At 50.8% G+C, this 18,275-nt stretch carries 17 protein-coding genes; 9 read left to right on the top strand and 8 right to left on the bottom strand.

Annotated elements, in window-relative coordinates; all coding sequences use genetic code 11:
• The 4 genes from VB741_RS06085 to VB741_RS06070 form a co-directional block, all read left to right on the top strand.
• A partial coding sequence (locus VB741_RS06085) for a CARDB domain-containing protein (protein ID WP_323364260.1) occupies positions 1 to 1,677 on the top strand: 1,677 nt, incomplete at its 5' end.
• Between the two features lie 122 nt (positions 1,678 to 1,799).
• Positions 1,800 to 3,107 carry a S8 family peptidase gene (locus VB741_RS06080; RefSeq protein ID WP_323364259.1) on the top strand — a complete coding sequence of 436 codons (1,308 nt, stop codon included), beginning with the start codon at positions 1,800 to 1,802 and terminating at the stop codon, positions 3,105 to 3,107.
• A gap of 109 nt (positions 3,108 to 3,216) precedes the next feature.
• On the top strand, positions 3,217 to 4,458 hold the full coding sequence (locus VB741_RS06075; RefSeq protein ID WP_323364258.1) for an FtsX-like permease family protein: 1,242 nt from the start codon (positions 3,217 to 3,219) through the stop codon (positions 4,456 to 4,458).
• Positions 4,459 to 4,494: 36 nt separating this feature from the next.
• Positions 4,495 to 5,193 carry an ABC transporter ATP-binding protein gene (locus VB741_RS06070; protein ID WP_323364257.1) on the top strand — a complete coding sequence of 233 codons (699 nt, stop codon included), beginning with the start codon at positions 4,495 to 4,497 and terminating at the stop codon, positions 5,191 to 5,193.
• Between the two features lie 53 nt (positions 5,194 to 5,246).
• Here the strand turns inward: VB741_RS06070 and VB741_RS06065 are convergent, their stop codons facing one another.
• From VB741_RS06065 to trxA, 3 genes are all read right to left on the bottom strand, one after another.
• Positions 5,247 to 5,804 (bottom strand): NUDIX hydrolase, encoded by a 558-nt coding sequence (locus tag VB741_RS06065; RefSeq protein WP_323364256.1) that lies wholly within the window; start codon positions 5,802 to 5,804, stop codon positions 5,247 to 5,249.
• Positions 5,805 to 5,922: 118 nt separating this feature from the next.
• Entirely contained in the window at positions 5,923 to 6,408 is a 486-nt protein-coding gene (gene folK / locus VB741_RS06060; protein WP_323364255.1) for a 2-amino-4-hydroxy-6-hydroxymethyldihydropteridine diphosphokinase, read from the bottom strand.
• 229 nt (positions 6,409 to 6,637) lie between these two features.
• The gene (trxA, locus tag VB741_RS06055) at positions 6,638 to 6,955 is read right to left on the bottom strand and encodes a thioredoxin (RefSeq protein ID WP_323364254.1); all 318 of its coding nucleotides are present in this window, start codon (positions 6,953 to 6,955) and stop codon (positions 6,638 to 6,640) included.
• A gap of 317 nt (positions 6,956 to 7,272) precedes the next feature.
• On the opposite strand from trxA, the gene fabG reads away from it, so the two are divergent.
• Positions 7,273 to 8,019, top strand: coding sequence for a 3-oxoacyl-[acyl-carrier-protein] reductase (gene fabG, locus VB741_RS06050; RefSeq protein WP_323364253.1), 747 nt, complete (start codon positions 7,273 to 7,275; stop codon positions 8,017 to 8,019).
• Between the two features lie 28 nt (positions 8,020 to 8,047).
• Here the strand turns inward: fabG and VB741_RS06045 are convergent, their stop codons facing one another.
• Positions 8,048 to 9,241 (bottom strand): site-specific integrase, encoded by a 1,194-nt coding sequence (locus VB741_RS06045; protein WP_323364252.1) that lies wholly within the window; start codon positions 9,239 to 9,241, stop codon positions 8,048 to 8,050.
• Between the two features lie 113 nt (positions 9,242 to 9,354).
• On the opposite strand from VB741_RS06045, the gene hemH reads away from it, so the two are divergent.
• Positions 9,355 to 10,518 (top strand): ferrochelatase, encoded by a 1,164-nt coding sequence (gene hemH, locus VB741_RS06040; protein ID WP_323364251.1) that lies wholly within the window; start codon positions 9,355 to 9,357, stop codon positions 10,516 to 10,518.
• Between the two features lie 72 nt (positions 10,519 to 10,590).
• Here the strand turns inward: hemH and VB741_RS06035 are convergent, their stop codons facing one another.
• Positions 10,591 to 11,148, bottom strand: a complete 558-nt coding sequence (locus VB741_RS06035) for a DUF4126 domain-containing protein (RefSeq protein ID WP_442786304.1) — start codon at positions 11,146 to 11,148, stop codon at positions 10,591 to 10,593.
• Between the two features lie 218 nt (positions 11,149 to 11,366).
• Here VB741_RS06035 and VB741_RS06030 point away from each other — a divergent pair, with 218 nt between their 5' ends.
• Positions 11,367 to 11,969, top strand: coding sequence for a rhomboid family intramembrane serine protease (locus VB741_RS06030; protein WP_323364249.1), 603 nt, complete (start codon positions 11,367 to 11,369; stop codon positions 11,967 to 11,969).
• On the opposite strand, the gene hrcA is transcribed toward VB741_RS06030, so the two are convergent.
• The 3 genes from hrcA to VB741_RS06015 form a co-directional block, all read right to left on the bottom strand.
• The gene (gene hrcA / locus VB741_RS06025; protein ID WP_323364248.1) at positions 11,927 to 13,018 is read right to left on the bottom strand and encodes a heat-inducible transcriptional repressor HrcA; all 1,092 of its coding nucleotides are present in this window, start codon (positions 13,016 to 13,018) and stop codon (positions 11,927 to 11,929) included. The genes VB741_RS06030 and hrcA overlap by 43 nt on opposite strands.
• A gap of 242 nt (positions 13,019 to 13,260) precedes the next feature.
• A complete protein-coding gene (locus VB741_RS06020) occupies positions 13,261 to 13,740 on the bottom strand; it encodes a 2Fe-2S iron-sulfur cluster-binding protein (protein WP_323364247.1) in 480 nt (159 codons plus the stop codon).
• 106 nt (positions 13,741 to 13,846) lie between these two features.
• Positions 13,847 to 14,584 (bottom strand): hypothetical protein, encoded by a 738-nt coding sequence (locus VB741_RS06015; protein WP_323364246.1) that lies wholly within the window; start codon positions 14,582 to 14,584, stop codon positions 13,847 to 13,849.
• Positions 14,585 to 14,983: 399 nt separating this feature from the next.
• On the opposite strand from VB741_RS06015, the gene VB741_RS06010 reads away from it, so the two are divergent.
• A complete protein-coding gene (locus tag VB741_RS06010; RefSeq protein WP_323364245.1) occupies positions 14,984 to 16,024 on the top strand; it encodes a LysR family transcriptional regulator in 1,041 nt (346 codons plus the stop codon).
• A gap of 91 nt (positions 16,025 to 16,115) precedes the next feature.
• Entirely contained in the window at positions 16,116 to 18,239 is a 2,124-nt protein-coding gene (locus tag VB741_RS06005) for a serine/threonine-protein kinase (protein WP_323364244.1), read from the top strand.
• Positions 18,240 to 18,275: the final 36 nt, after the last annotated feature.

Here is an 18,275-nt window from a genome sequence, read left to right as displayed (position 1 = left end):
AATACCTTCGACTTCGACTACAACATCAGTAATATTGGCGGGGCTGCCACTGGTAACTACACCGTTTCCTTCTACCTTTCTAGCAACGACTTCATTAGTACCGCTGATCAATCCCTAGGCAGTGTCACCCTGAGCAGTCTCGCTGCGGGTGCTGCCACCGGCACCTTAACCACCCAGCTGACCATGCCCGGGGTCAATGATGCCTTCTGGTTAGCCAATGGCGGCAATGGCGACTACACCGTCGGCATGATTATTGACTCGGCCAATACCGTTACCGAGTCTAACGAATTCAACAATAGCAATCAGGGACAACTCATTGACTTCGATACCCTCGTCGTCAATGGCACCACCGCCGCTGACCTGGTCGGATCATCATCGAATGTAGTACAAGAACCACTGACGGCAGGGGCGACGTTCGACTTTGATTATGTCGTAAGTAACCTGGGTGGAATCCCCACAGGTCAACCCATCAAAGTGGCATTTTATCTATCCAATAATGCCACTATCAGTAGTGCCGACTATTTCCTCGGGGAGGCAACGGTCGCCAATCTAGCGGCAGGTGCTTCAACAGCCACACTTTCTCAGCAACTCGCCTTACCTCAACCTGGCGATCCCTTCTGGATCGGCAATGGTACCTATACTATCGGCATGATTGTAGATGCCGACAATGTGGTAGCTGAGGCCAATGAAACCAATAACCGCAACCGAGGTAACCTGATTGACCAAGATGATGTACTAATTACGGGGACTCAAAAGGCCGACTTGTTGTCAACCCTAGGCAACGTAATTCTCGAACCTCAAAATGCAGGTAGCACCTTCACATTTGAATTTGATATTAGTAACCAAGGGGGCTTGGCCACAGGGGCATTTGATGTCGAATTTTATCTATCTAACAATGCCTTCATCAGCACCGCTGATCAGCGATTGGGTACCACAACTCTATCCAGTCTATCCGCCAATAGTTCAACGGGCACCCTCACCGTTGACCTTACCCTGCCAGGCATTAATGACCCATTTTGGCAAGGTGACGGAACCTACTATGTGGGCACATTAATCGACCCTGGCAATACGGTCGATGAGTTTGATGAAGGCAATAATGCCAATACAGGCTTATTCATCGACTATGACAATTTAGTTATCAATAACACTGCGCAAATTGGCCAGCGGGAAAACGATGACTTTATCGGCACCAATGCAGCTGACTTCTTCCAAGGACTACGCGGTGACGATAACATTTTTGGTGGCGGCGGCAATGATAACCTGCGTGGCGGACGCGGCGACGACGACATCATTGGCGGTAGTGGAAGCGATATTGTTAACGGTGAGCGGGGTGATGATTTCCTCGTTGGTGTTGATATCACCAACACCACAAATCCAGGAAGCAATCAGGTTGATCAGCTCATCGGCGGTTTGGGTGATGATACCTTTTTCTTAGGTGATTCCAGTCAAAGCTATTACGTCGACACGACATCTCTTGACTACGCCCTCATCGCTGACTATACCGCTGGGGAGGATATTATCGTTCTCCATGGAAATGCCAGCAGCTATAGCTTGGGCACACCATCAACAGGGCTGCCCACAGGTACTGGAATTTTCCAGGGAAATGAACTGGTTGCTATCGTCCAAGGCGATACAGCAGCGTTGAGTTTGACCGGTGAAGCGTTTACATATCTCTAAACAGCTGTTTAGTTGAAATCACTGAACTGAAACAGACCCAAGTGCGTTGGGTAGAACGGACTTACCCAACGCCTTGACAGCCATCACACATCTGTAGATGAGTCCTGAAGAATCATTGCCCCATGACAGATAGTACCGATTTTGCATTCCAGCCTGACGCCTCATCATTTGCCGCTAAGGAGTCATTAGCTCCCTTATTTTTGTCGCTCCATAGTGATAAAGCCGATCCAATAGGGATGGGCAACTACAATTCAACCGACGAGTTCCTGCAAACCCTAGAAGCTAATTGGACACAGGTAGCTGCAGCACGTATCTCAAATAGCTATAGTCAGCCGTCACTGATTGCGGACTTAGTCACAGAGTTTCAACGGCACCAGGAAATAGCATTGGCCCTGGACCTATCACGCCTACAGGCAGATGATGACGCTACATCATCTGATTCGCCTTTTCAAGAAGGTACTAGCCTTAGTCAAAATTTTGATCCGCTGTTGGGTTATGGTCTCATCGATGCAGCCGCATCAGTTGGCTTTTTATTGGGACAATCTCTGCCCGATGTCCCCGATCTGACTGATGATAATTGGGGCCTAGATGCTATTAATGCACCGGAGGTTTGGAACCAGGGCATCACTGGAAAAGGCATTGTCGTAGCAGTGATTGACGATGGCATTGATATTAATCACCCAGATCTAGCCCCCAATATTTGGCAAAATCTAGGCGAAATTGCGGACGATGGTATTGATAATGACGGCAATGGTTTTGTAGATGATCTCCATGGCTGGAACTTTGCCATGGATCAAAACAATAATAATGTTTTGCCATTATTTGGCGGTACCCATGGCACCCATGTAGCCGGCACAATTGCCGCTACAGCTAATGGCCGAGGGATTACGGGCGTCGCGCCTGATGCCAAAATTATGGCAATCAAAATTGGGGATGCACCCCAGGGTCAATTCATCAATCCAGGGGATCTGCCATCGGCGATCTACTATGCCGTCGATAATGGGGCCAATGTCATTAACATGAGTCTTGGCTGGCCACCGTCCGCAGAGCTTGAGGCTGCCCTACTCTATGCGGCTAGCCAGAACGTCATTGTGGTTTCAGCAGCTGGTAACAGCGCTCGATCGTCCACTGGTACACCGGCTTTCTACGCTGAAGAATTTGGCGTATCCGTGGGAGCCATCGGTCAGAATAGCCAGGTGGCAACCTTTTCCAACCGGGCTGGAAATAATCCAGATTTACGCCACGTGATCGCTCCTGGGGTAGGTATTATCTCCACGGCCACTGGAGGAGGTTATCGCACATTTCAGGGTACATCCATGGCAGCTCCCCATGTGTCAGGTACGATCGCATTAATGCTCCAAGCCAACCCCACCTTGAACCATGCCCAGGCAACTAACCTACTCATCCATCAAGCCCAACCCATCGTTTAAGCAACCACTGGACCAATTTTGATTCCAGCCTATGCCAGCACTAGTGCTGGCTGGTTTCTCGATAGAATAGGACAATTGCGGGCAACCGCTAGACTGATCAGTGGTTGCCATGGTTTCATTAGCTCGTAAAAATTTACTTAAAGATCTGCCCCGATTTTTAGTGGCCCAGGCCGGCATTATGTTTGCCGTCAGTTTGGTCACAATTCAAACCGGTATTCTCAAAGGTTTTACCCGTTCTACCACCCTCCTGATTGACAGTTCCGCTGCCGATATTTGGGTCACTTCAGAAAATATCGTCAACTTTGAGCTAACGGAACCTTTTCCCTATGTGCAGGTACAGCGAGCACAGACTATAGCCGGGGTAGCCCGAGCCGAGGCCCTTTCTATCGGCTCCGGTCGCTGGTACTCAGATGGCAAACTAACGACATTGCGGGTGTTTGGCTTTGACCCCGACGGCGAATTATTTCGGCCGGGCCAGGTATCAAGCCAGACCCTCAAGGCCTTAAAACTGCCCTATTCTGTCCTGATCGACCGGACTAATATGCGTTCGTTCCGCATTGAGAGTGCTGGGGATACGGCTCGTATTCGTCAACTGCCGGCGACGGTGGTGGGGTTCACTAGCGACACCCAGTCTTTGGTATCCAGCAAGTTTGTATTTGCATCGTTGATTAATGCCGGTGCCTATATTAATTCCGGCTTCTCCGCCGAGTTAACGTGCCAATTAGGCAGTGGGGACATTACCTGTGTCAATGTCTATGAGAAAGATGCTAGTGAGACCAATGCCAATATACCGGCTCCAGAGCCCTTGGGTTCAGATGATCCAGTCACCTACATTTTGGTCAAAGCGGCTCCAGGGGAAAATTTACAGGACCTGAAGCGACGCATCGAAACATCCCTACCGGGCACCAAGGCGTTTACTAAAAATGAGCTGATCAATGTCACCCAAGCCTATTGGCAAAATCGCACGGGCATAGGTTTTATCTTGGGTTTGGGGGCCATTGTCGGGGTGCTGGTGGGCATGGTGGTGGTGGCCCAGATTTTGTACACATCGGTTTCTGAGAATTTGCGCGAATTTGGTACCCTCAAGGCGATGGGGGCCTCAGATTGGGACATCTACAGCGTGATTTTAGAGCAGTCGTTGTGGATGGCGGTTTTGGGCTATATCCCTGGTCTGTTGCTATGTTGGGGGGTGGGCACTTGGACGGCGGCCAGTCAGGGAATTGTGGTGCTAATTACGCCCGTTAGTGCCGTTGGGGTGTTTGGCATTACCGTAGTGATGTGTGTGGGTTCGGCGGTTTTTGCAATTCAAAAGGTGACCCGTGTGGATCCAGGAATTGTGTTTAAGGCCTAGGAGATTGGTGAGTGTGAGTTGTGGGTTTAAGAATTAATGGTTGCGATCGCAGCACAAAACGTCCAAATGTCCTTTATGTCGGGCACCACTGAAACTAGGGTGCTCAAGGGCATTGACTTGGCCATTCCCCATGGGCAAATCCGTTTAATGATGGGGCCATCGGGTTCGGGCAAAACCACACTGCTGTCGATTTTGGCGGGTATTTTGACCCCGACTGCCGGGCAGGTGCAGCTGCTGGGGCAAGAAATCACAACCCTCTCCCGCAAAGAACTCACTGCCTTTCGCCGCGATCACATTGGCTTTATTTTCCAAAGCTTTAACCTATTTCCTGCCCTAACGGCCCTGGAGAATATTGAACTAGCGCTACAGATCAAGGGCCAAACAGGACCCGGCAATAAAGAACAGGCGTTTGATCTGCTCAAACAAGTGGGATTGGGCGATCGAGCTAATAATCTACCGGCGGATCTGTCCGGTGGTCAAAAGCAGCGGGTGGCCATTGCTCGTGCGTTAGCCGGTAAGCCAGAATTGATCATGGCCGATGAGCCCACTGCAGCCCTAGATTCCGCCACAGGTCGTGGTGTGATTGAGTTAATGCAGTACCTGGCTAAGAACAAGGGCTGCACGGTACTGATCATCACCCACGATCCCCGCATTACTGATGCAGCTGATGAGATTACTTATTTAGAAGATGGTGTTTTAGCTAAAAAATCAAGTTTAGTTAGCGGATTTCATTAAGGAAGCTATGGGGCTTCTACCTTTCTCAAGGTAGATTTTGCCAATACCCATGGCTATTTCCGATTATTCAAAAAAGGCTTAGCCAAAAAGTATCCAGCAATAGACTTCGCATCCACCCCAACCCCATCAATAACAGACTTCTCAAACTCTTCCGGCGTCAGCAAAATAACTTCAATATCCTCATCGTCGTCCTTTTCCGGCACGACCTCTAGCTTCTCTAATCCACTGGCTAAAAACGCAAAAATATACTCGTCAGAATAGCCTGGCGCTAAGGGAAACTTACCCAGGTTTTTCCATTCTGTAGCACTATAACCAGTCTCTTCCTCAATCTCTCGCTGAATAGTTGTAAATGCATCTTCCCCCGCCTCAATCGTGCCAGCAGGAAACTCCAACAGTCTCCCCTGAACCGCAAATCGATACTGCCGCACCAGCACCAGTTTCCCCTCCGGGGTAATGGGAACAGCCATGGCTCCCCCCGGATGGCGAATACATTCCCACTGACCTTCAACTTGGTTGGGCAGCCGCAGACGATTAACCTCAAAGTTAAACTTACGTCCGGCATAAAATAAATTCTGCTTAAGCAACTGGGGCGGTTCTAGACCAGGATGCATAGGATCGATACAGTAGATTAGCTATGGAGAGGGTGACGAAATTAGGTTACACCACGGAACGGTTGCAGTTCCCCTTATCCAGTTCATCCAGACACCGATGGCTGAGCGAAGTCGAAGCCTATGCCACTAATGGATAAACCCCAGCCGTATTGACCTGGTGCAGCAGTTCCTTCACCGTTTGGTGATGCAAGGGATGCCGCCAATCTGCGGCAATCTCCGCTAGGGGCACCAGCACAAACGCCCGCTCATGCATGCTTGGATGGGGCAACGTCAGTCTAGACGTATCCATTACCCGGTCGCCATAGAACAGCAAATCTAGATCCAAAGTTCTTGGACCCCAGCGTTCACGGCGAATGCGACCAAAGCTGGTTTCGATAGCTAGCAACGCTTGCAGCACCTGCTCTGGGTTGAGGATGGTGTAAAAAATAGCGCAGGCATTAATGAAGTCGGGCTGGGGAGGGCCGACGGGAGCGGTTTTGTAGAGTTGAGATCTTAAACTCAACTCCATACCTTCTGTTTGATCAAGCCGTGCCAATGCCGTTTCAATCGTTTGTTCTGAATCCCCCAGGTTACTGCCAAGGGCAATGGCACATGCCGTTTCCATACTGTGTTGATGAACTGTATTGATGAGTCAGTCACAAATCCAGGCAACCCCTGGGGACTCTCAATCATAATCGTTACGATTATCCATCCATCAGTGAAACCCTGATCCCTGGCTCAGAAACTAGGAGTCAGGAATCAAGCAGCAGACGACAGATGATCTATCTCAATAGGCTGAAGACTGCACCAGCAGAAGTTCCCTGATGTAATTGGATAGTAGCGTCGGCCAATCCTTACAAATTCGGCTGCAGGCGCTCAATCAACTTATCAGCGGACATCGCCCCTTCAATTCGGTCCACTACCTGACCATCCTTGAATAGCACCATGGTGGGTAGGGCATGGATTTCATACTGCGATGCCAAGCTGGGATACTTATCCGTGTCAATCTTGACGATCTGTAGCTGGTCCTGCTGCTTGGCCTTGACCTGTTCTAGGACATTTGCCATGAGCTGACAGGGACCGCACCACACCGCATAAAAGTCGACCAAGATAGGCTTATCAGCCCCTTCTAACATTTCTTGAAAACTAGAAAATTGTTGTTTTACAGCCATTGTCCTCAATCCAAGATGGGTTCAGCTTTTATGCTAGGCGACCTCCAGAAAAATGGCCGGTATTTAAGCAAATCATTGGCTTTGAGAGCAAGATTTGTAAGGGTCCTCAAACAATTGATCGCCAAACCCCAAAAATAGTTGGTGAGGGTCCTTAAATAATTGATTGCCAAATCCGAAAATATATAGTTGGTGAGGGTTCTCAAATAATTGATCGCCAAATCCCAAAAATAGTTGGTAGGGGATCAGGGAGTCAGAGGATTGATCCCCTACCCCCAAAAATAATAGAGTGATCGAGCTGTTAACCATTTCCCCTCCCCATGACTGGAGCAATGCAAGATCAGGTAGCAATTATTACCGGTTCATCCCGTGGCATCGGTAAGGCGGCTGCCCTCGCCCTCGCCGCTGAAGGGGCTAGCGTTGTAGTGAACTATGCCCGCTCCAGTGCGGCGGCGGATGAAGTGGTAGCTGAAATTGTCAAGGCTGGTGGCAATGCCATTGCCCTCCAGGCAGATGTTTCCCAAGAAGATCAAGTGGAGGCCCTGGTGAAGGCCACTAAAGAGAAGTTTGGGCGCATTGATGTACTGGTGAATAATGCGGGCATTACCCGTGACACCCTACTGCTCCGCATGAAACCGGCTGACTGGCAGGCGGTGATCGATCTCAACCTGACGGGCGTCTTTCTTTGCACCCGCGCCGTGGCTAAGATCATGCTCAAACAGCGGTCCGGTCGCATCATTAATATTTCGTCGGTGGCTGGTCTCATGGGTAACCCAGGTCAGGCTAATTACAGTGCGGCGAAGGCCGGAGTGATTGGGTTTACGAAGACCGTGGCGAAGGAAATGGCGGGTCGCAATGTAACGGTGAATGCGGTGGCCCCTGGTTTTATTGAAACTGATATGACCAATGAGCTATCAAACACCGAGGAGATTCTGAAGTATATTCCCTTGGGTCGCTATGGTCAGGCCAGTGAAGTAGCGGGCCTGATTCGGTTTTTGGCGGCGGACCCAGCGGCGGCCTACATTACCGGCCAGGTGATGAATGTGGATGGTGGCATGGTGATGTAATTCCATTGCCAAGCGTCTACCAACGCCCCTACAAAGGGGCAGACATTTCATTCTTCGCCAAGGCTGCCTGCACGGCCATCTGCTGATCTCGATGGGTCATCCAACGGTGGTACGTCCGGTTATGTACCTGCACCGAGTGGCCCATCATTCTGGCGGCGACGGCGTCGGGTAGGCCCATTAAGATGGTGCGCACGGCCCAGGCATGGCGCAGGTCGTAGGGGGAAAAGGGGATTTTGTAACGGCGAAACTGGGTGGTGACCTGCTGACCCACCCGCTGGAGCGTAGTGGAGGTAAGGTCAGTATTTACCTTGGGCAGTTCGCCATGGGCTAGGTCAAAGCGCTCGACCCATTCTGGGTAAAAGGGCCATACTTCATGGCGGCCGGTTTTGGTGGTTTCTCGGACGATGATTTCGGCGCTGGAGTTGGAGTCTGGAACTCGGTCTGATAGATTAGCCAGATCGCAAAAAAACACCTCATGGTTGCGCAACCCGTAGGTGGCCATCATGCCGTAAACATATTGCCAGTGGGGATTTTTGATCCCGTCGTAAATTTCGACAATCTGATCATCAGAGGGTAAATCCCTCAGTTGGGTTTGGCTATTGCCATAGTTACCCCAAAAGGACTTTAGATCCGTGGGCAAGTCTAGATTGAGAAACTCGGCTAGGGCGGCCAGGGCAGTACAGCAGATCTGACGGCTGCGGGAATTGGCCTGGGTGCTTTGCACCGTGGCATAGATCGCCTCGGGTAGGCTCAGGTTACTGTGGCGTTCTGCCGTGGCATGGAGCTTGCGTAAATAGGGAACATAGGCTTTTTCCCAGGTGGTTTTTAAAGAGGCGGCAGATACCCCAGAGAGACGGGTTTCAAAAAAATGACACTCAAACGCATCAATCTGAGTAGCTAGATCGGCTCCGGCCATTCTTAGACCGGCCACGGGACCAAGGTAGTCGCGCCAATCAAAAATATTTTGTAATAGCTGGGCCGCAATAATTTTGGCCGTTTGCTCACATTGCTTTAGACCGGTCTTGGTGGCGGGTAACTTGAGGGGTAAGCGTTGCTGGTAGGGTCGCAATTTAGGACTACCAGGCTTTGGCGGTAGGGTCCCCCGTAGGTTTAAACGGTCGCCCCGGCGCTCGATCTGCAGCCCTAGCTGGGCTGCCTTCAGTCGCTGATTGACTTGGTTTAAAGACGTATCGATGGCATGGGCCGCAGCTGAATCAGCCATTTTAAATGAAAAAAGTTCTCAACTTCTACAAATCTGATATGACTACAGGAGGAGTTAATTGTTACGATAGGCCAAGATCATTAAAACTTCGTTTAAAAGGTAGCTGCACTGTCATGGGTCGTACTGGAGTCTTATTACTTAATCTTGGAGGGCCCGAGCAGTTAGAGGACGTACGCCCCTTTTTGTTTAACTTGTTTGCTGATCCAGAGATTATTCGGCTCCCCTTCCCATGGTTGCAGAAACCCCTGGCCTGGCTGATCTCCTCCAGTCGTGCCAGCAAATCCCAGGAAAATTATAAGGAAATCGGTGGCGGTTCCCCTCTACGACGCATTACCGAAGAGCAGGGAGAGGCCCTCAAAGACTATCTGAAGAATTTAGGGCGCGATGTCAAAATCTACATCGGCATGCGCTACTGGTATCCCTTTACCGAAGAGGCCGTGGCCCAAATCAAGCAGGATGGCATCGAAGAGCTGGTCATTTTGCCTCTCTATCCCCAGTTTTCCATTAGCACCAGTGGTTCTAGCTTTCGTCTATTGGATAAGCTTTGGCAAGCTGATCCTGCTCTCCAGAAGATTGACTATACTCTGATCCCATCCTGGTACAACAGCCCTGGTTATGTGCGAGCCATGGCGGACCTAATTATTCAAACTATCGATCAACTACCGAATCCAGACGGAGGCCACATCTTCTTTAGTGCCCATGGCGTGCCGGTTAGCTATGTGGAAGAGGCCGGTGATCCCTACCAGAAGGAAATGGAGCACTGTGTTGACTTGATCATGCAGGCGGTTGGTCGGCCCAATGACTTTACCCTGGCTTACCAGAGCCGAGTGGGACCGGTGGAATGGTTGAAACCCTACACGGAAGATGCCATTAAGGAACTGGCGGCAAAAGGTATTGATGATCTGGTGGTGGTACCCATCAGCTTTGTGTCTGAGCACATTGAAACGCTGCAGGAAATTGACATTGAGTACCGAGAGCTAGCCGAAGAGTCCGGCATTAAAGGCTTCCACCGGGTACCTGCCCTCAACACCTACCCCGTGTTTATCGAAGACATGGGGAACATGGTGGTCAAGGCGCTAGAGTCTCCCCGTAAATTATTTTCTGATGCGGCCCAGTTGCAAAAAGAAGTTCGAATTTATCCCCAAGATAAGTCTGCTTGGGGGCTGACGCCGTTTGCGGAAGTGTGGAACGGTCGCTTAGCGATGGTGGGTTTCTTGGCTCTGATACTGGAAATGGTCAGCGGCCATGGTCCTTTGCACATTGCTGGTTTGATGTAACTGACTCTGAAATTTAGCTAAAGCAAATAAACGGCCGTGGGTTGAGCGTAGTCTAAACCCACAGCCGTTTATTTATTTGTTTTCTTTGTTCTTTTGCCACTGACGCCATACCACCGAGCTACGAATGGCTAGCCAAAGTAAAAACAGAGCAATGAGCCCCCCTTGTTGCGGTGCGTCGAAGGCAAAGAAGACCAGAAAGATGCAGAGGGCATCTTCTACAAACATCATCCATATGGGGGGGCTGTTGAAGCGATAGAGCCACCCTACTTGCACCATTTGGAGCACGAGGGCCAATGCCCCACCAGTGACGGCTAACAGCACCAGTAACCAGCTGTCGGAGATGTTGGCTAGACGTGCGATCGCAACCCCGGCAATGGTCCCCACAAAGGGACTCATAAATAGCTCTGCACTTTGTAAAAAGCGCCGGTTGATCCGATCTTTAGAAATCGTCAACTCCAGGAGTGACCAAATCACCAAAACAGTCACCACACACACCTGGGGAATATGGGCCAAAATCGGTACCTGCGACCATAGCTGTTCACCAGAGAACAGGCCAATGAGTAGCAAAGGCAAGGCCAAACGAAGACCGGTGGCTGCCGAAATGGAAAGCACCGCGAGTAGCTCTGGAATGATCACGTTCTTCTATATCAGGGAAATGGGGAGGCCAACCGTGAGATAGACAGGGGTGAGGATGCCGGGGACGGAGGCAGATAACCTGAAGATCCTGGCAAACTTAAAGGGTAGACAAAGGCAACTTTAGGGCAGTTGGCTTAACCTAGAGCTAGTAGCTGCTACAAAGCTCTTGCTTCATAGGCTGCCCAATTCTTGAGTTCTTGCCATCCCCACCTATGTCTTACGATCGTCCTCTTCTATCTGAACTAAAATCTGCAACTGTCGCTCGATTACAGCTATTAGGTGCTGTTTTTATGGGTCTGTGGTCCATTGAAATTATAGATTTTTTGGTGTTTGGCGGCCGTCTCAATGGATACGGTATTCGCCCCCGTTCTCTAGATGGATTGTGGGGCATTCCCCTAGCTCCTCTGCTCCATGGCGACTTTAGACATTTAGTTGCCAATACGGTGCCCCTGCTCACCCTGAGTTGGTGGGTGATGATGCGCTCCATGGGCACCTGGATCAAGGCCACCATCCTGATCACCCTGGTGGGTGGGGCCGGTACATGGCTGCTAGCTCGGGGCGGCTCAGTGCATATTGGGGCCAGTGGCCTTGTGTTTGGCTATTTGGGGTTTTTACTGGGGCGGGGCTACTATGAGCGCACCATGGTTGCGATCGCCATTGCCCTATTTGTGCTGGTCACCTACGGTGCAATGTTTTGGGGTGTATTGCCCAACCAGCCTGGCATTTCCTGGGAAAGTCACCTATTTGGTTTTATTAGCGGCATCGTTGCCGCCTACTGGCTCACATCCAAGCCCGACATAATTTCCGATAGGTAGCTAGAGGTGGCTTCCACCGCAGCAATCGTGTTTTCATAGAGCATCCTGGTGGGGCCCATCACCCCCACACTGCCCAGGGGGGTCGAATGCCGATTACAGTAAGTGCTCGAAATCAGGGCACACCCCTGCATCGGTTCCAACGGGTTTTCCTCCCCAATCCAAATTTTCAGGGGGTGATTATCCTCCGCACACATCAGAGGCCACAGCTGTTCTCGGCCATCCGCCAATAGCGCCACCAGATTCCGCAGCTGACTTTGCTCAGCAAACTCTGGCTGGTTCAAGACATCCTTCACCCCGGTAACCAAAATATGCGTTTGGGGCTGACGCTTGCGGTGGGCCAAATCATTAATTGCCTGGCACAGGGCCAACACATGATGCTCTCTAGTGTCCACCTCATGCCAATCCAGACTAGAAATTTCAGATAGGGGCTTTCCACATAACTGGGCCGTCAAGAAATTCGATAAGATTTGCAGTTCTCGATCGATTTCCCCGTCGTCCTGGAGAGTACCTACCCCGGTGATTCCCCGAGGCAGCTGCACCAGCATAGACTCAGTACCATAGCTATCTAACACCACTACCAAAAGCACCTGATCAGCCGAAATTTTCACCAGCTGCAGGTGTTTGACCACCATGTTTTCCAGCCGAGGCATGGTGACCAAGGCAATATACCCACTCAGGTGGGCCAAAATTTGCGCCGCCTCTTGGAGTAAGGCTTCCAGGCTCCATCCCTGCCAATTCAGATTTTGGGTCAATAACTGGTCAATCCGCTGGGCAGTCGGTTTGGAGGGTTTAATCAACTCATCTACATAAAGCCGATACCCAGAGTCAGAAGGGACACGCCCAGCCGATGTATGGGGCTGATATAAAAAACCCGAACGCTCCAGCGCCCCCATCACATTGCGAATGGTTGCCGCACTGACATTCAGGTCAAAAGCTTCTAACAGTGCCCTAGAACCAACGGGTTCCGCTGTCGATACATAGTGACGTACGGTTGCACGCATCACCTGCTGTTGACGGGGATTCAAGCTACTAGACTTATCAAAGACCATCAATGTCACAAACGCGAAGAATCGCGAACAGTTAAATCAGGCATGGCTTCAACCTTTCAACTTATATTAGGGGCTGAGGCTCCATATTAGGGGCTGAGGCTCCATCAAAACGCTTGATAGGATACTAAATCTTTTAATCAAAATATTAGATTGTGTCTGCATTAAAGTCCTTGAAGACTTTAAATGTAAATATAACGTTACGATTTACCCAATGTTAGACCCTGTTTACCTGAAGGACTGGGTTAACGACTGTGTTTGAAGTAATCATTCAGGTTGAGATCCTTGCTCTCGTCAATTTGGCGCATCATCGAACGAGTAATCAGTTTGCCCTGCTCCACTAGGACCTTACCCGTCAGGGGATGCAGTAAGTCCTGATCGGCCCGACGGCCAATGAGCGACTCAATATCTTGAATAGAATTCACATACATGCCCGGTGGCAGCTCTACCACTACACCATTTCCCATTACCCTAGCTTGGCAGGCCAGTCGGGAATTTCCCCTGCAGGAGGTAATAATTGCCAGGGTACGCTGTTCCCGTCGGTTGATGGGCGTCAGTGCTCCCATGCCATCGTTTACATAGATATGGCAAGTGGCACACATGCCCCGACCACCACATTCCTTTAAAACGGACAGCTCCTGGTGCAATAAAACCGATAGCAGGTTGCCATTGGTTTCAACAGTACTCTCCTGGGCAATGGGCTCTAAGCGGACTTTTTTTACCATAGATACGAACGATCCGAAATTAGCTGTCTATAGGGCCAAGAAACTGTCTAACTAGCAATGGTTAACCAGCCATAGCTCACTAGCAAGAAACCATAATGGCGATCACTTATCGACCAAATAACAGTTGTCGATAATGGGCAGGCAATGTCTGTTCTACCAATGCGTCATAGTCTCGAATAATCCGGGTACATCGCTGATGAAATCGCTGAGTCCATAGGCGAATTTCTGCCAACTGCTCTGGCGACAGCTGTTGGTCTTGCTCCAGAACGCTAACGGTGCCATCGGCATCAATACAAAAGTTACTCAGCCAGGGTGCTTTCTGGAATGTCCGCCAATGGTTAGCCACCAGTTGGGGCCCGAGATATCGGCTGGTAACTAGATTTAAGCTATTCATGGCGGCCACCACCTCTTCTAAGCGAGCGGTTTGCACTTGGGTTAAGGGTTCAGATAACGTATCCACAGCCTCAGCCCTAATCCCCCGGATACTTTCCACTAGGGCTGAGTAGTCGGCTTTGATAAATTGCACCAGCTCACTGACGGCCTTGGGATAGTCGCTGGGGAGTGGGCCTTCGCTGAGCACCAGCAAAACTGCTCCGCTTTCTACTTTATGCAATTCCAGCTGATGGGGGCCCAATTGAAACAGACAAAACTCTAGGGAGGCGGGGGTGGTGCTGATGATCTGTTGGATACCTTTCAACAGTAGGGATTGCTGCTCAGGAGCGTTGCCTGCGGGAAAGCCGACACTATAGGCCTGACCAAGGGAGTCATCCTGATCTAAAGGTATGAGGCTAAAGCCGATAATACCGGGCAGCTGTAGAAAGTTTTGAATCAATTGGTACTGCATGTAGGGAAAGCAGGGCAGGTATACAACAGACCACACACTAGACTGGCTTTAGATCAACAAAAGAGTAGCAGCGGACATAAACCTGTGCCATGTCCAAAACGGTCGTTTTGACTTAGGAAACGCTACAGGTTTTAATTTGGTCGTGGTTTAGTAGGTTTTCTCTAAAAGATTTCCTCACAAACAGATTACTTAGTTAACGTTTTGAGTTATTGTCCCTTCATAAGGAATGATGAAACTACACATCATGTAGACTCTAACGTGCTGGCAAACTTTCTAGTCTATTTGTTCGGTAGCGTCAGAGGTACTGCATTTGGTTTTGGTCAGATGTTCCCATCTATGGTCTCTACCAATCGAGCCACGGGGTTTGCTTGAAATACCGGAGTTGACACCCTCACCGTTATGTCTGACCTCCCGTTTACGTTAGATCAACTGCGCATCCTAAAGGCAATTGCGGCGGAGGGTAGTTTTAAGCGAGCTGCCGATAGCCTGTATGTATCTCAACCCGCCGTTAGTTTACAGGTACAAAATTTAGAGCGTCAGTTGGATGTGCCGCTGTTTGACCGTGGTGGTCGGCGGGCTCAGCTGACGGAGGCGGGCTATCTATTATTGGAATATGGCGATCGCATCCTTAGCCTTTGCCATGAAACATGCCGGGCCATTGAGGATCTGCAAAAGCTCCAGGGGGGCACATTGATTGTGGGCGCTAGCCAGACCACGGGCACCTATTTGCTGCCCAGGATGATTGGTCTATTTCGTCAGCGCTATCCCGATGTGGCGGTGCAGCTCCATGTTCACTCCACCCGTCGTACGTCTTGGAGTGTGGGCAACGGTCAAATCGATCTGGCTATTATTGGGGGGGAAGTGCCGCCAGAGCTACAGGATTCCCTGGAGATTATTCCCTACGCCGAGGATGAACTGGCTCTGATTATGCCGGTGTTTCATCCCCTAGCTAGCAGCCAGGCCATTCAGCGAGAAGATCTCTACAAGCTTAAGTTCATTTCCTTAGATTCCCAGTCCACCATCCGCAAGGTGATCGATCAGGTGCTCACCCGCTGTGGAATTGAGACCCGACGGCTACGGGTGGAAATGGAACTCAATTCCATCGAGGCGATCAAAAATGCGGTGCAATCTGGTCTGGGGGTGGCGTTTGTGTCCGTCTCAGCCATTGAGAAAGAACTCCAGATGGGGGTACTGCACCGAGCCAAGATTGATTCGGTGGTGATCAAACGCACCCTGTCAGTGATTTTTAATCCCAATCGCTATCGTTCAACAGCAGCAGGCGCATTTACTAGGGAAATTTTGCCCCAGTTTACTAATCGGGAAATTGACTTTGACCATCGCACCGATCGCAAGAAAAATGGGAGTGGCCCATCGTCTTCTCCAAAGGCGGCGATCAATGACAATCCCATGGATAAAAAATCGTTAGAAGAGAGCAGTTAGACTAAAAGTCTGGACTACACGGTCTGGGCTACATGGTCTAAAGGTAATTTTTAGCCGTTGTCACTTTAATGAGTCGTCCCGTTGCTGTTCCATGCAATTACACTGCACCCGCCCTGGATGTTCTCGGCCCATTAATTCCCATCCCAATCTGAAGGACTCAATCCGCACAGCAACGCAGCTATTTTGCACTAACTGCGGTATGCCACTGATTTTGCGGGGGCGCTATTTGCCCCAGCGGCTTTTGGGCCAGGGGGGCTTTGGGGCGGCTTTTTATGCGTGCGATCGCGACACCCCTGGCCTCCGCCCCTGTGTCGTTAAATTATTTCAACCTTCCACCCAGCTCACCCAGCAGCAATTAACCATTGCCCAGGAACTATTTGCTCGGGAAGCGGAAGTTCTAGAGCGCCTGGGTAACCAGCATCCCCAAATTCCCGATCTCCTTGCCTACTTCTCCATTGTGGTGAAATCCCCCTCTTCGGGGCAGGACGAAGAATACTTTTACTTAGTGCAAGAATTTATCGATGGGGAAGACCTAGAACAGATCCTAGAGCGGCGAGGTAGCCTGCCCGAGGGCGCGGTCAAGGCTATTCTGGTCTCCATTCTTCGGGTACTAGAGTTTGTCCACAGTAATGGGGCGATTCACCGCGATATTAAACCGTCTAACATTATGAAGACGGTGGATAATCAGCTATTCCTATTGGATTTTGGCGCCGTAAAACAGGTTACCGCAGCTGCATCCTCGGCAAAATCCACCGGCATTTACACCACGGGCTACGCACCACCAGAGCAAGTTACCGGTGGTCAGGTATTTCCCGCCTCCGATCTCTATTCCCTGGCCGTCACCTGTGTCGTTTTGCTAACCGGCAAAGAGACCACGGAACTCTTTGATAGCTATAGCAACCGCTGGCGATGGCAAACCCATATCACCATCCAGGACACTAACTTGGCGGCCGTACTTGATCGGCTACTAAGCGCCAGTCCCCAGGATCGCTATGGCAATGCCAAGGATGCCTTAACCGCTCTGATGGGCTCTTCTACTGTCCCTGTTGCGGGGAAAGGCCACCAGCCACCGCCACCGCTCCCCCCCAATCCATCACCTTCTGCAGCAGCAGCTGCTGCTACACCACCACCGCCTCTGCCAGTCTCTCCTGTCTCACCCGGCCCGGTTGTCCCACCGCGGCCCAAAGCATCATCACTACCCAAAGCCCCATCCTCACCGAAAAAAGGGGGACTGTCACCTTGGCTGCTGGGATTGGTTTTACTGGTGGGTGCGATCGCAAGCGGAGGCTGGTTCCTAAAGCAAAAGGGCTCATTAGACCTGGGCCAGTTGGGTCTCGGCCAGCCCCAGCTATCCACCATCAAGCCAGCCGCCAGCTTTCAGGATGTGGTCGTACCCTCAGGTCAATTTAACTACGGTGGTAGCACCACATGGGCCCCCATTCGAGGAGTGCTCGACCCACAATTGCAACAGGCTATTCCAGGACTAAAGCTGGTCTACAAAACCCCCACCAATCAAGCACCCGGTTCATCCACCGGTATTCAAATGCTCCTAGCTGGAGAGTTGGATTTTGTCCAGACATCCCGCCCCCTCACGGCCCAGGAAAAACAGCAGGCCGAACAACAGGGCATCACATTAGAAGAAATTCCGGTGGCCATTGAGGGGGTGGCCATTGTCACCCATCCGGAGCTATCGCTGACCAATGTCAGCCTGGCCCAACTGAGAGATATTTACACTGGGCGGATCAATAACTGGCAGCAGCTGGGAGGACCTGATTTACCCGTGGTGCCCATTTCTCGAAGTGATGCGGGGGGCACGGTGCAATTCTTTAGCCAGACTGTCCTCAATGGCGCAGACCTAGGCAGTAATGTGCAGCTTAGCGATAACACCACTGCCGCCCTGCGACTGACAGCAAATACCCCCGGCTCAATTTACTTTGCATCAGCCCCAGAGGTGGTGGGTCAATGCACGGTCAAACCCCTATCCATTGAGCAGCAGGCACCGTATCAGTCCCCCTACGTTGAATTGAAAGACTGCCCCAATCAGCGTAATCAACCCAACCTAGAAGGATTTGCATCTGGGGACTATCCCCTATCCCGTCAGATTTATGTTGTGGGCAATGTCGATGTGCCAATTGGCCGAGCCTATGGGGAGTTAATTTTGTCAGCAGAGGGGCAAACAGCCATAAAAGAGGCAGGGTTTGCACCGCTGCGGTAGTCCCCGAAGAACTATCCCAGCTGCACAATCCCTGCC

The organism is Leptothoe sp. PORK10 BA2, from assembly GCF_034932105.1.
Classification (GTDB): domain Bacteria; phylum Cyanobacteriota; class Cyanobacteriia; order Phormidesmidales; family Phormidesmidaceae; genus Leptothoe.
Note: the sequence above shows the minus strand (reverse complement) of the source record. Positions and strands in the feature narration are given on the sequence as shown.

Excerpts from the sequence above, each read along its gene's own strand:
- VB741_RS06080 (WP_323364259.1), top strand. The coding sequence starts at position 1,800 with ATGACAGATAGTACCGATTTTGCATTCCAGCCTGACGCCTCATCATTT.
- VB741_RS06075 (WP_323364258.1), top strand. The coding sequence starts at position 3,217 with ATGGTTTCATTAGCTCGTAAAAATTTACTTAAAGATCTGCCCCGATTT.
- VB741_RS06070 (WP_323364257.1), top strand. The coding sequence starts at position 4,495 with ATGGTTGCGATCGCAGCACAAAACGTCCAAATGTCCTTTATGTCGGGC.
- VB741_RS06065 (WP_323364256.1), bottom strand. The coding sequence starts at position 5,804 with ATGCATCCTGGTCTAGAACCGCCCCAGTTGCTTAAGCAGAATTTATTT.
- folK (WP_323364255.1), bottom strand. The coding sequence starts at position 6,408 with ATGGAAACGGCATGTGCCATTGCCCTTGGCAGTAACCTGGGGGATTCA.
- trxA (WP_323364254.1), bottom strand. The coding sequence starts at position 6,955 with ATGGCTGTAAAACAACAATTTTCTAGTTTTCAAGAAATGTTAGAAGGG.
- fabG (WP_323364253.1), top strand. The coding sequence starts at position 7,273 with ATGACTGGAGCAATGCAAGATCAGGTAGCAATTATTACCGGTTCATCC.
- VB741_RS06045 (WP_323364252.1), bottom strand. The coding sequence starts at position 9,241 with ATGGCTGATTCAGCTGCGGCCCATGCCATCGATACGTCTTTAAACCAA.
- hemH (WP_323364251.1), top strand. The coding sequence starts at position 9,355 with ATGGGTCGTACTGGAGTCTTATTACTTAATCTTGGAGGGCCCGAGCAG.
- VB741_RS06030 (WP_323364249.1), top strand. The coding sequence starts at position 11,367 with ATGTCTTACGATCGTCCTCTTCTATCTGAACTAAAATCTGCAACTGTC.
- hrcA (WP_323364248.1), bottom strand. The coding sequence starts at position 13,018 with ATGGTCTTTGATAAGTCTAGTAGCTTGAATCCCCGTCAACAGCAGGTG.
- VB741_RS06020 (WP_323364247.1), bottom strand. The coding sequence starts at position 13,740 with ATGGTAAAAAAAGTCCGCTTAGAGCCCATTGCCCAGGAGAGTACTGTT.
- VB741_RS06015 (WP_323364246.1), bottom strand. The coding sequence starts at position 14,584 with ATGCAGTACCAATTGATTCAAAACTTTCTACAGCTGCCCGGTATTATC.
- VB741_RS06010 (WP_323364245.1), top strand. The coding sequence starts at position 14,984 with ATGTCTGACCTCCCGTTTACGTTAGATCAACTGCGCATCCTAAAGGCA.
- VB741_RS06005 (WP_323364244.1), top strand. The coding sequence starts at position 16,116 with ATGCAATTACACTGCACCCGCCCTGGATGTTCTCGGCCCATTAATTCC.